Origin of the sequence: Mesorhizobium sp. J428, from assembly GCF_024699925.1 — a bacterium.
Lineage (GTDB): Bacteria > Pseudomonadota > Alphaproteobacteria > Rhizobiales > Rhizobiaceae > Mesorhizobium_A.
On record NZ_JAJOMX010000001.1, the window covers coordinates 3,595,345 to 3,607,661 of the forward strand.

At 66.6% G+C, this 12,317-nt stretch carries 11 protein-coding genes; 7 read left to right on the plus strand and 4 right to left on the minus strand.

Features of this window, described 5'->3' with window-relative positions; translation table 11 throughout:
- Nucleotide 1 precedes the first annotated feature (1 nt).
- On the plus strand, nt 2-982 hold the full coding sequence (locus LRS09_RS18020) for a bifunctional riboflavin kinase/FAD synthetase (RefSeq protein WP_257808246.1): 981 nt from the start codon (nt 2-4) through the stop codon (nt 980-982).
- A 3-nt stretch (nt 983-985) separates the two neighbouring features.
- Here the strand turns inward: LRS09_RS18020 and LRS09_RS18025 are convergent, their stop codons facing one another.
- From LRS09_RS18025 to LRS09_RS18035, 3 genes are all read right to left on the minus strand, one after another.
- On the minus strand, nt 986-1,546 hold the full coding sequence (locus LRS09_RS18025; RefSeq protein ID WP_257808247.1) for an HdeD family acid-resistance protein: 561 nt from the start codon (nt 1,544-1,546) through the stop codon (nt 986-988).
- A gap of 89 nt (nt 1,547-1,635) precedes the next feature.
- Nucleotides 1,636-2,022: a PIN domain nuclease gene (locus tag LRS09_RS18030; RefSeq protein WP_257808248.1), complete on the minus strand. Its 387-nt coding sequence runs from the start codon at nt 2,020-2,022 to the stop codon at nt 1,636-1,638.
- Nucleotides 2,019-2,231: a type II toxin-antitoxin system VapB family antitoxin gene (locus LRS09_RS18035; protein WP_257808249.1), complete on the minus strand. Its 213-nt coding sequence runs from the start codon at nt 2,229-2,231 to the stop codon at nt 2,019-2,021. Before LRS09_RS18035 ends, LRS09_RS18030 begins: the two co-directional genes overlap by 4 nt.
- 273 nt (nt 2,232-2,504) lie before the next feature.
- Here LRS09_RS18035 and ileS point away from each other — a divergent pair, with 273 nt between their 5' ends.
- Complete coding sequence (ileS, locus tag LRS09_RS18040) at nt 2,505-5,498, plus strand: isoleucine--tRNA ligase (protein WP_257808250.1); 2,994 nt, start codon at nt 2,505-2,507, stop codon at nt 5,496-5,498.
- A gap of 192 nt (nt 5,499-5,690) precedes the next feature.
- Nucleotides 5,691-6,362, plus strand: a complete 672-nt coding sequence (locus LRS09_RS18045; protein ID WP_257808251.1) for a hypothetical protein — start codon at nt 5,691-5,693, stop codon at nt 6,360-6,362.
- A 9-nt stretch (nt 6,363-6,371) separates the two neighbouring features.
- Here the strand turns inward: LRS09_RS18045 and LRS09_RS18050 are convergent, their stop codons facing one another.
- On the minus strand, nt 6,372-6,827 hold the full coding sequence (locus LRS09_RS18050) for a nucleoside deaminase (protein ID WP_257808252.1): 456 nt from the start codon (nt 6,825-6,827) through the stop codon (nt 6,372-6,374).
- Nucleotides 6,828-6,896: 69 nt separating this feature from the next.
- On the opposite strand from LRS09_RS18050, the gene LRS09_RS18055 reads away from it, so the two are divergent.
- From LRS09_RS18055 to LRS09_RS18070, 4 genes are all read left to right on the plus strand, one after another.
- Nucleotides 6,897-8,930 carry a pseudouridine synthase gene (locus LRS09_RS18055; RefSeq protein WP_257808253.1) on the plus strand — a complete coding sequence of 678 codons (2,034 nt, stop codon included), beginning with the start codon at nt 6,897-6,899 and terminating at the stop codon, nt 8,928-8,930.
- Entirely contained in the window at nt 8,930-9,484 is a 555-nt protein-coding gene (gene rsmD, locus LRS09_RS18060; protein WP_257808254.1) for a 16S rRNA (guanine(966)-N(2))-methyltransferase RsmD, read from the plus strand. Before LRS09_RS18055 ends, rsmD begins: the two co-directional genes overlap by 1 nt.
- A gap of 144 nt (nt 9,485-9,628) precedes the next feature.
- Nucleotides 9,629-10,954 (plus strand): pitrilysin family protein, encoded by a 1,326-nt coding sequence (locus LRS09_RS18065; protein WP_257810238.1) that lies wholly within the window; start codon nt 9,629-9,631, stop codon nt 10,952-10,954.
- Nucleotides 10,951-12,297, plus strand: coding sequence for a pitrilysin family protein (locus LRS09_RS18070; RefSeq protein WP_257808255.1), 1,347 nt, complete (start codon nt 10,951-10,953; stop codon nt 12,295-12,297). Before LRS09_RS18065 ends, LRS09_RS18070 begins: the two co-directional genes overlap by 4 nt.
- The last annotated feature ends 20 nt before the right edge of the window (nt 12,298-12,317 follow it).

A 12,317-nucleotide genomic window follows, 5' to 3' on the forward strand; every position in this document is an offset into this window, starting at 1 on the left:
CATGCCGGAATTCGCCCGCGTCTCGGACCTGTCCACGCTGCCCACCCGGTTGCGCGGCGGCGTGGTGGCCATCGGCAATTTCGACGGTGTGCATCGCGGCCACCAGACCGTGCTCCAGCGTGCGCTCGACGAGGCGCGGGCGATCGGCGCGCCCGTGCTGGCCCTGACGTTCGAGCCGCATCCGCGCCAGCTCTTCCGCCCGGATATTCCGCTGTTCCGGATCACGCCTCCGGACCTCAAGGCACGACTGATCGGCACGCTCGGCTTCGACGCCATCGTGGAACTGCCGTTCACCCGCGCTTTCGCCGCGCAGACAGCGGAGGAGTTCATCGATCACGTACTCATCGAGGGGCTGGGGATCAGGCATGTGATCACCGGCTTCGACTTCCATTTCGGCAAGGACCGCCGGGGGGGGCCGGCCTTCCTGATGGAGGCGGGGCGCGTGCGCGGGTTCGAGGTCACGCTGCTCGACGCCTTCCGCGACGAGGGGGCGGAGGTGATCTCGTCGAGCCGCATCCGCAACCTGCTCTGCGAGGGCGACGTGGCGCAATCCGCCGGCCTTCTCGGCTACCGCTATACGGTCGACGGCGTCGTCTCGCGGGGCAAGCAGCTCGGCCGCACGCTGGGCTTTCCGACCGCCAACATGGCGCTTGGCGACGACAACGGCCTGAAGCACGGCATCTATGCCGTCCGGCTGCGCGACGGCTCGGGAACCTTGCGGGACGGGGTGGCGAGCTTCGGACGGCGCCCGACGGTCGATGAGGCTGGCGAGCCGTTGCTGGAAACCTTCGTCTTCGACTTTTCCGGCGACCTCTACGGCCAGGCCTGCGCGGTCTCGTTCTTCGGCTTCCTGCGTGGCGAGGAGAAATTCTCCTCGCTCGACGACCTCGTCGTCCAAATCCGCCGCGACGAGGAAGAGGCGCGCGCCCTTATGTCGGGCGTCCGGCCGCTCGGGCCGCTCGATCTCAGCGTCGCGTTCTGACGCCTACTTCTTCAGCGCCAGGCCGACCGCGATGAACGTCCATCCCTGGAAGATCAGGTCGATGGCGAGGAACATTCCGAGCACCCACAGGCTGTTCACCGGCCAGCCCGCGGCGATGATGAGGCCGAGCAGCACGGTGACCACGCCGCCTGCGACCACCCAGCCCCAGCCGCTGCTTGGCCGCTCCTTGAAACCCACCCAGATGCGCAGCGCGCCGGAAGCGAGCAGGCCGGCAGCCAGCATGAAGGTCAGCACCGCCGAGGCGAGCAGCGGGTTCATGAAGGCGACGACACCCGACGCGGCATAGAGGATACCGCTCAGGAGCCACCAGAAGAACCCGCCCCAGTCCTTGACGCTGAAAGAATGGATGATCTCGCCGATGCCGGCGATCAGCATCAGCGAGCCGACGACGAAGACCGAGGCGACGGTGGCGGTGAGGAGATTGGCGGCCGCGATGCCGCCGGCCACGAGCAGGAGCACGCCCAGCGCGACGAACCAGCCCCATTTCGCCCTCGCCTCGCGGAGCGCTTCGCCGAGGCTGCCGGTGGGGGAGGGGATCGTCATGGCGCGACTCCTGTATTGGATGCTGTAAGGCTAGCACGCGAGGCGCGATCCGGGGAGGGCTTTTTGCGGATGCCGCCGCGCGCAGGATGTCAGGCCTCGAGCAGGCCCAGCGGGCGGAAATGCTCGAAGTCGCGGTCGTCGTGCAGCAGATGGTGGCCGTTTTCGATGCAGTAGGTCGCGATGACGACGTCGATGGTCTTGCGGACGGTCCTGCCGAGCGATCTCAGAATTCGGTAGTTCCGTGCCGCCTTCGGCGCCAGTTGTGGAGCGCTCAGCGTCACATGATGGAATTGGCGCAAAAAACGCTCGATCCTTTCAGCTTGAAGATCGCTACGCGCGCCCTGCAAGACTTCGATGAGGATCAGATCACCAATCAGAATCTGATCGGTGTCGGCGAGTTGCCTGAGCTGAATAACCTGTCTTGTCGGGGACCGGTTGAACCAGTCGATCCACACCGAACTGTCGACGACGATCATTTGATTTCGCCGAAGTCTCGTCCTTCGCGCATTTCCTCAAGATTGCCTTCCCAGCCGATGCCCCAAAGTGCATCCAACGCCTCACGTTGCCGATGAAGGCGGACAAATTTTTCAAGCGCGGCCTCGATTGCAGCTTTCTTCGTCGAGACGCCCGCGATCTTTTTCGCCTCCTCAAGGAGTTGCTCGTCGATATCGATATTGGTCCGCATTACCGCATCCAATGTGTATGAATTTCCCTAATCATACACATTGCCGCTTTCACTCGCAATGAACCCCTTCCGTCCGCGCGGTTCCTGCGATACAGAGCCCGCATGACCCCGCGCCACCTCCTCAGCGCCATACGAATTATCGGCCCGGCCGTCCGGCCGGCCTGAACGGCTGCCGACGGTCCGGGTTTTCCCGCGCATTTGCGCGTCTTTCCATCCGTGATATTGGCCTGCCCGCGCGCTGTGGCGCTTCCGGGCAAAACCCTGCGACCGATCATGACCGACACGAAGATCGACTATTCCACCACGCTCTACCTGCCGCAGACGGATTTTCCGATGCGCGCCGGCCTGCCCGAGAAAGAGCCGCAGATCGTGGCCCGCTGGCAGGAAATGGGACTCTACAAGCTGTTGCGGAAGGACGCCGCCGGCCGGCCGAAATATGTGCTGCACGACGGCCCGCCCTACGCCAACGGCAACATCCATATCGGCCATGCGCTGAACAAGATCCTCAAGGACATCATCACGCGCTCGTTCCAGATGCGCGGGTTCGATAGCAACTACGTGCCCGGCTGGGACTGCCACGGCCTGCCGATCGAGTGGAAGATCGAGGAAGAGAACTACCGCTCGAAGGGCAAGGCGAAGCCGGACCTGTCGCAGCCGGACGCCATGGTCGAGTTTCGCCAGGAATGCCGCGCCTATGCCGAGAACTGGATCGCGATCCAGGCCGCGGAGTTCCAGCGCCTCGGCGTCATCGGCGATTTCGACAATCCCTACACGACGATGAACTTCCACGCGGAAAGCCGCATCGCGGGCGAATTGCTGAAATTTGCAATGTCCGGCCAGCTCTACCGCGGCTCCAAGCCGGTGATGTGGTCCGTGGTGGAGCGCACCGCGCTTGCCGAGGCCGAGGTCGAGTATCAGGACTACGAAAGCGATACGGTCTGGGCGAAGTTTCCGGTAAAGGAGTTCTTCCGCCGCGTTGCGACCGGTCCGGGTGAGAACGATTTCCGCCTGGAAGAGGTACCGGTCTCGGTGCTGATCTGGACGACGACGCCCTGGACCCTCCCGGGCAACCGCGCGATCGCCTTCTCGCCGAAGATCCAGTACGGCATGTATCGGGTGGTGTCGGCCGAGAACGAGTACGGGCCGCAGCCGGGTGAGCGTTTCGTTATCGCCGATGCGCTTGCGGACTCGTGCGCCGAAAAGGCCAAGGTGACCCTCGAGAAGGAGAGTGCCGTTCATGCGGCCGTGCTGGCCGAGATGACGGCCGAGCACCCCTTCAAGGGCCTCGCTGGCGGCTACCAATTTACCGTCCCGCTGCTCCCCGGAGATCATGTGACCGACGACGCCGGCACCGGCTTCGTGCACACCGCGCCCGGCCATGGCCGCGAAGACTTCGACGCCTGGACGGATGCGGCGAAGGATCTTCGGGCCAAGGGCATCGATACGGCGATCCCGTTCACAGTCGACGACGCCGGCTTCTTCACCAAGGATGCGCCGGGCTTCGGGCCGGACCGCGAGGGCGGCCCCGCGCGCGTCATCGACGACAACGGCAAGAAGGGCGATGCCAACAAGGCAGTGATCGACGAGCTGATCGCCCGCAACATGCTGTTCGCGCGTGGCAAGCTGAAGCACCAGTATCCGCATTCCTGGCGGTCGAAAAAGGCGGTCATCTTCCGCAACACGCCGCAATGGTTCGTCCACATGGACAAGGAACTCGACGGCTACGGCCTGCCGGCGGGCGCGGAGAGGGCTCAGTCGGACACGCTGCGCACCCGCGCGCTGGCGGCGATCGATGCCACCCGCTTCGTGCCCGCGCAGGGCCAAACGCGGCTGCGCTCGATGATCGAGGAACGTCCCGACTGGGTGCTCTCGCGCCAGCGCGCCTGGGGTGTGCCGATCTGCGTCTTCGCCGACGAGGACGGCAACGTGCTCAAGGACGATGCCGTAAACGCCCGTATCCTGGAAGCCTTCGAGAAGGAAGGCGCCGATGCATGGTTCGCCGAGGGCGCGCGCGAGCGCTTCCTGGGCTCCCGCGCCAACGAGCCTTGGACGATGGTCAAGGACATCCTCGACGTCTGGTTCGATTCAGGCTCGACCCACACCTTCACCCTCGAAGATCGGCCCGACCTGAAGTGGCCGGCGGACGTCTACCTCGAAGGATCGGACCAGCATCGCGGCTGGTTCCATTCCTCGCTGCTGGAAGCCTGTGGCACGCGCGGCCGTGCGCCCTACAATACGGTCGTCACCCACGGCTTCACCATGGCCGAGGACGGCCGCAAGATGTCGAAGTCGCTGGGCAACCAGGTGTTCCCGCAGGACGTGATGAAGCAGTCCGGCGCCGACATCCTGCGGCTGTGGGTGGCGACGACCGACTATTGGGAGGACCAGCGCCTCGGCAAGTCGATCATCCAGACCAACATCGACGCCTACCGCAAGCTGCGCAACACGATCCGCTGGATGCTCGGCACGCTGGCGCATGACAAGGGCGAGCAGGTCGCGCTCGCCGACATGCCGGAGCTGGAGCGGCTGATGCTGCACCGCCTGTCGGAACTCGACGAGATCGTGCGCAAGGGCTACGACGCCTTCGACTTCAAGCGCATTGCCAAGTCGCTGCTCGACTTCGCCGTGGTCGACCTGTCGGCCTTCTACTTCGACGTCCGCAAGGACGCGCTCTACTGCGACGCGCCGTCGAGCGTGCGCCGCAAGGCCTCGGTCGTGGTCGTTCGCCATCTCTTCGACTGCATGGTGAAGTGGCTGGCGCCGCTCCTGCCCTTCACCACGGAGGAAGCCTGGCTCGACCGCAATCCGGGCGCGCGTTCGGTGCATCTGGAGCAGTTTCCCGAGCTTCCCGCCAACTGGCGCGACGAGGCGCTGGCCGAGAAGTGGCGCAAGGTCCGCCTGGTCCGCCGCGTCGTCACCGGCGCGCTGGAGCTGAAGCGGGCGGAAAAGGCCATCGGCTCGTCGCTGGAGGCCGCCCCCCGCGTGTTCATCGCCGATCCGGAGCTCGCGGCCGCCGTCGCGGATGTCGACATGGCAGAGGTCGCCATCACCAGCGACATTTCCGTCGTGGCGGGCGAGGGGCCAGTTGACGCTTTCCGTCTCGACGAGGTGAAGGGCGTCGCGGTGGTGTTCGAGGCAGCGCCTGGCACGAAATGCGCCCGTTCGTGGCGTTATACGCAGGATGTCGGCTCGGATCCGCAGTTCCCGGACGTGTCAGCGCGCGACGCGGCGGCGCTGCGTGAGCTCGAGGCGCTGGGCCGTCTTTAGCGATTGTTCGCATTTGCCAGGCAATGTGACCGGACGGCAACGCCCGGTCGTTGCCGGAACGAATGCCATGGGATAAACAGGCTTGAATTCCCGGCGCCATCATTTTGCCGGATCGGGATGGGTTATCGGTGTCGGATGAAGGCGCCGAGGCTGGATGACCTTCCGAACGACACGAAGCGGACGAATATGAAGATGACCATCGAGCACGCCCGCATGACCCGCAGGATTTCCGCCGGTGCCCTCGTGGCCGTTTCGGCGGTCGCGCTGTCCGGCTGCGTCGGCATGGCGCCGACCTACGGCACCGGCAAGGCCGCCGACACCCAGCTGATGGAGGACGTAACCGGCATGTTCTCGCTGTCCGGCAGCAAGAAGCGTGAGCAGATCGACTACAAGCCCCGTCCCGAACTGGTGAAGCCGGCGGATACAAAGAACGCCCCGCTTCCTGCCCCGCAGGACAACATCACCACCGCTTCTGCTGGTGCCTGGCCCGAATCACCAGAGGCGCGGCTCGCCCGCGTCCGTGCCGACGCGACGCAGAACCGCGATAACCTCGGCTTCGAGCCCGAAGTGGATATGCCGATCGAGAAGAACCGCCGGACGGTGCGCGCCACCCGCGGCGACGACGTCAATCTCGACGGCAGTTCGGTCTCGGTGGACAAGCAGCGCAAGGATTTCAACGAGCGCCTCGCGATGAGCAACCAGGGCAGCGCGACCGAGCGCCGCTATCTGAGCGAGCCGCCGCTGGAATATCGCCAGCCCGCCGCGACCGCTGCGACCGACGACGTCGGCGAAGACGAGTGGAAGAAGGAAAAGCGCCGCAAGGCCGGCCACACCAAGAAGGGCTCCAGCTGGTGGCCGTTCTAGGCCAGTTCGTCAGAAGCGCCTTTCGGCGAAGAACGATCTGAGCAGGCTGGCGGCTTCGCTTTCCGCCAGTCCATCATAGACCTCCGGAGCGTGATGGCAGGTTGGCTGGGCAAAGAAGCGCCCGCCGCTTTCGACCGCGCCTCCCTTCGGATCTCTCGCCCCGTAGTAGAGCCGCCGCAGCCGCGCGAAAGAGATCGCCGCGGCGCACATGGCGCAGGGCTCCAGCGTGACGTAGAGGTCTGCTCCTGTCAGCCGCTCGCTGCCGGTTTCAGCGCAGGCCTGGCGGATGGCGAGGATCTCCGCATGCGCGGTCGGGTCTGCGAGCTCCCGCGTGCGGTTTCCGGCGCGTGCCAGAACGATCCCGTCGCGCACGATTACCGCGCCCACGGGCACTTCGCCGCGCTGGGCGGCGGCGCGAGCCTCGTCAAGCGCTTCGGTCATGAAATCGCGTCGCGATACGTGCATCTTTCCCTGAATTCCCTCGCGCGAATACTGCGCACCTGTTAGTTACCCGCCTCGAGAGGCAAAGGCCACATGAGCGACGAACGAAAGAAATCTCCTGGCAACCGCGGTCCCGGCGGACGCGATCCCGGCGGACGCGGCCCTTCGGGCGGGCCGAAGGGTGGCAAGCCGAGCTACGGCAAACCTGCTCGAAAGAAGGGCGACCGGCCGGCTGCCTATCGGACAGAACGTACCCCGCGGCCTGCGGGCGCCGCGGCCGAAAAGCGTGAGCCGAGGCCACGCCGCGACGATACGGCAGCATCGGCCGATGCTCCGAACAGGAGTTTCAAACCACGCGGAGAGGGTCGTAGCGAAAAGCCGGCGCATGGCGAGGGCCGTCCGTTTCGCAAGTCTACCCCGGGCGAGCGTCCCTTCGCGGCCAAGGGCGGCGACAGGCCGCATCGCAAGCCGGCGGAAGGTGGCGAGAAGCGCGAGTTCCGCCCGCGCCGCGACGCTGCAGCGAGGGAGACCGAGGGACCGAAGCGCAGCTACCGTCCGCGTTTGGACAGCGACCGCCCGCAGTCGGATCGGGGCGATCGGCCTTTCCGCAAGCCGGCGGACGCCGCTGGCAAGTCTTACCGCAAGTCCACCGAAGCCGGCGAGAAGCGGGAATTCCGCCCGCGCCCCGACGGCGATCGTCCCGGCCGCAGGGAACGGGCCGAGGGTGCCGACGCGCCCAAGCGCAGTTTTAGGCCAAGGGAAGAAGGCGCCGAGGGGGCTCGTCGGCCGCGCAATGATTCCGAGCGTCCGTTCCGGGCAAGGGTGGATGGCGACCGGCCCTTCCGCAAGCGCCCTGATGGCGACGCGTCGCGCAGCGGCCCGCGCGCTTCCGCGACCCGGCGTCCCGAACGCGACGTGGCGGCGCCCGAGGAAGGCGAGCGCATCGCCAAGCGCCTGGCGCGCGCGGGCATTTCCTCGCGGCGCGATGCCGAGGAGATGATCGCGGCCGGCCGTGTAAAGGTGAACGGCAAGGTGCTCTCCTCGCCCGCGGTCAATGTCGGATCCGACGACGTGATCCATGTCGACAACGAGTTGATCCCGGCGATCGAGCGGACGCGGCTCTTCCTGTTTCACAAGCCGGGCGGGGTGGTCACCACCAACCGCGATCCCGAGGGGCGCAAGACCGTCTTCGACGTGCTGCCGCAGGGCCTGCCGCGGCTGATGACCATCGGCCGGCTCGACATCAACACGGAAGGTCTGTTGCTGCTGACCAATGATGGCGGCCTTGCCCGCGTGCTCGAACTGCCCGCCACGGGCTGGCTGCGCCGCTACCGCGCCCGCGTCCATGGCCGCGTGGACGAGAAGGCGCTTGCCTCGCTGAAAGACGGCATCGCCGTCGACGGTGTGTTTTACGGCTCGATCGAGGCCTCGCTCGACCGCGAGCAGGGCACCAATGCCTGGCTGACGATCGGCCTGCGCGAGGGCAAGAACCGTGAGGTGAAGAACGTGCTCGGCGCGCTCGGCCTCGACGTGTCGCGGCTGATCCGCATTTCCTTCGGGCCCTTCCAGCTCGGCGAACTCGCCGAGGGCGCGGTGCAGGAGCTGAAGGGCAAGGCGCTGCGCGACCAGCTCGGCGACCGGCTGATCGCCGAAGCCGGCGCGAATTTCGAGGCGCCCATCGTTACCGAGTTCTCCAACAAGCCCGTCGTCCGCTCGCGCGACGCCGAGCCCCAAGCCGCGCCGGCCAGGCGCGAGCGGCGCGCCGAGCCGGGCGAGGGCGGGCTGATCAAGAACCGTAAGCGGGCACGGGAGGACCATCGCGAGGACGTGCTCGGCCGGCTCGGCACCAAGCCGGATCGCGGTCGCTTCGAAGGCAAAGGACCGGCTGGCGGCAAGCCGCGTGGCAGGACCGAAAAACCCTTCGAGCCACCAAAGTCTCGCAGCGCGAATGTGTGGATGGCGCCGGGCGCGCGCCCGCAAGGCAAGCAGGGCAAGGCGGATGAAGATGCGCCGCCCGGCCGGCGCTCGGAGGGCGCGCGCGATGGCAGCCAGGGCCGCAAGCGCCCAGCTGCGGCCGACGCATCCTTCCGTCCGCGCGGTCCCCGCAAGCCGCGCAAGGACGATTGATGCGCATCGTCGGCGGCGAGTTCCGCGGCCGCCCGCTTGCGACGCCGCGCTCCAGCGCGATCCGGCCGACCACCGACCGGACGCGCGAATCGGTCTTCAACGTGCTCGCCCACCGCTATGCGGACCGGCTGGAAGGCGTGCGTGTGCTCGATCTCTTTTCCGGCACCGGTGCGCTCGGGCTGGAAGCCCTGTCGCGCGGTGCTGCCTTCTGCGTCTTCATCGAGGAATCGGCGGAGGGACGCGGCCTGGTACGGGAGAATGTCGAGGCGTTCGGCCTGCAAGGCCGCACCAAGATCTTCCGCCGCGATGCGACGTCTCTGGGCCTCTCGGGAACGCTGGGCAGCTTCGGCCTGCTCTTTGCCGATCCGCCCTACGGCAAGGGCCTAGGCGAGCGGGCGCTCGCTTCGGCGCGGGACGGCGGTTGGGTCGTTCCGGGTAGTCTGTGCGTGGTCGAGGAGGCCGCGGATGCGCCGTTTTCCCCCGGCGACGGCTTCGAGATCGCCGACGAAAGGTCGTATGGCGACACGATCATCCGCTTCATCGAGGTGAAGTAGGACAACAATTTTTCGCGACGGCCATGTTGCGGACACGCGCTTTGGCGACATGTCCGGCTACAATCGCCTGATTCATGGAGGGCTTGGGCATTGCGGCATCATTTCTATCGACACCTTGCCACGGCGAGTGCGCTCGCCATCGTCATGCTCGCCTCGCCGGCCGTCATGGCACAGGAGGTGCGGCAGGAGCCGGTCACCGACTTCACCCTCGCCAACGGGCTCGAAGTGGTCGTCATCCCCGACCATCGGGCGCCGGTGGTCACGCACATGATCTGGCTAAAGGTCGGCGGCTCCGACGAGGAGCCCGGCAAATCGGGCATCGCGCATTTCTTCGAGCATCTGATGTTCAAGGGTACGACGAACGCCAAGCCCGGCGAGTTCTCCCGCCGCGTCGCCGAAATCGGCGGCCAGGAAAACGCCTTCACCTCCAATGACTACACGGCCTATTACCAGCAGGTCTCGCCCGACGTGCTGCCAGACATGATGCGTTTCGAGGCCGACCGCATGCGTAACCTGATCCTCACGGACGAGGTGATCGGGCCTGAGCGCGACGTCATCCTCGAGGAACGCAATTCGCGCGTCGACAGCGATCCGGGCGGCATCCTCGCCGAGGAGATCGATGCGACGCTCTACCAGAACCATCCCTACGGCACGCCGGTGATCGGCTGGAAGCACGAGATCGCCCAGCTCAACCGCAAGGACGCGACCGATTTCTACGACCGCTACTACGCGCCCAACAATGCGGTGCTGGTGGTGGCCGGCGACGTGGATGCCGAGACGGTGAAGAAGCTTGCCGAGGACACCTACGCGAAGGTGCCTCGCGGGCCGGACCTTCCGCCGCGCATCCGCCCGACCGAGCCCGAGCAGAACACGGCGCGAACGGTGACGCTGAAGGACGCGCGCGTCGGCGTGCCGAGCTTCCAGAAGAACTGGCTCGTGCCTTCGTACACGAGTGCCGTGCGCGAAAAGCTGGACGGCGAGCCCGAGGCGCTCGACCTTCTGTCCGAGATCCTCGGCGGCGGTATCCGCAGCCGCCTGCACCAGGAACTGGTCGTCAAGCGCGGCATCGCCTCGTCGGCCGGCGCCTATTATCAGGGCACCGCGCTCGACGACACCGACATCACCTTCTACGGCTCGCCGCGCGGCGCGGCGACGCTCGCCGAGGTCGAGGCCGCGATCGGTGCCGAGATCGCGAAGCTGATCGAAAGCGGCGTGACGCAGGAAGAACTCGACCGCGCACGCAACCGCTTCCTGCGCAGCCTGATCTTCGCCCGCGACAGCCAGTCCGGTATGGCGCGCATCTACGGGTCGACGCTGACCACGGGCGGCACGATCCGGGACATCGACGAATGGCCGGACCGCATCAAGAAGGTGACGCCGGACGACATCCGCGCTGTCGCGAAGAAATATCTGTCGCCCGACCGGGCAGTGACGGGCTACCTGCTGCCCGCGGGAGGAAACGCCGGATGATCACCCCTCGCATGGCCGCCGGCCGCGTCGTCGCCTTCGTTTCGCTGGTTCTCCTCTTCGCCTTGCCGGGTCTCTCTGCGGCACACGCCGAGGTGAAGATCCAGGATGTCGTGTCGTCCAGCGGCGTCCGGGCTTGGCTGGTGGAGGACTATACGGTTCCGATCGTCTCGATCCGCTTCGCGCTGCGTGGCGGCTCGACCCAGGACCCGGTCGGCAAGGAAGGGCTCGCAAACCTGATGACGGGCCTGTTCGACGAAGGGGCAGGCGATCTCGACAGCGACGCCTTCCAGCTCCGGCTGGACGACGCGGGTGCCGAGATGAGCTTCAGCGCTGGCAGCGACGCGATCTATGGCTCGATGCGCATGCTCGCCGAAGGCCAGGACGAGGCCTTTGCACTCTTGCGCATGGCGATCCAGCAGCCCCGCTTCGACGCCGAGCCGCTGAATCGCATCCGCGACCAGATCGTCGCCGGCATCCAGGCGAGCGCGCTCGACCCTTCGACCAAGGGCGAGATCGCCTGGCGCGAGGCCCTCTACGCCGGCCATCCCTATGCGCGGCCGGACGAGGGCACGGAGGCGACACTGGCGACCATCACGCCCGACGACGTCAGGCAGTTCCACGGCCGCGTTTTCGCGCGCGGCAACATGGTGGTCGGCGTGGTCGGCGCCATCGATGCCGAGACGCTGAAGCGACGGCTGGACGAGCTGTTCGGCGACCTGCCGGCCGAGCCGACCCTGTCGCCGGTCGTGCGCGCCGAGCCGAAGTTCGCGCAGCAGATCAACGTCGCCTCCAACCTGCCGCAGACCACGCTGCAGCTCGCCTGGCCCGGCATCGAGCGCAACGACCCGCAGTTCTTCGCCGCCTATCTGATGAACCATATCCTCGGCGGCGGCTCATTCTCGTCGCGGCTGTTCGAGGAGGTGCGCGAGAAGCGCGGCCTTACCTACGGGATCAGCTCCGCGCTGGTGAACCGCGATTATTCCTCGGCGCTGGTCATCGGCACCTCGACGCGAGCCGATCGCGCGGCCGAGACGCTGGCGTTGATCCGCTCCGAGGTGGCGAAGATGGCGGCGGAGGGCCCGAGCCAGGCCGAGCTCGACTTCGCCAAGAAATATGTGATCGGCGCCTACGCGATCAACAATCTCGACACGTCGGGCGCGATCGCCCGCACGCTGGTCGAACTCCAGCTCGACGGCCTGGGCATCGACTATATCGACCGCCGCACCGCCCTCATCGAGGCAGTGACGCTGGACGACGTGAAGGCGGCTGCGAAACGGCTGCTCGAGTCCGAGCCTGCGGTGATGGTGCTGGGTCCCGCGCTTTCTCAGGGCGCCGTCCAGTGATGGCGCCCGCCGCCGGGCAC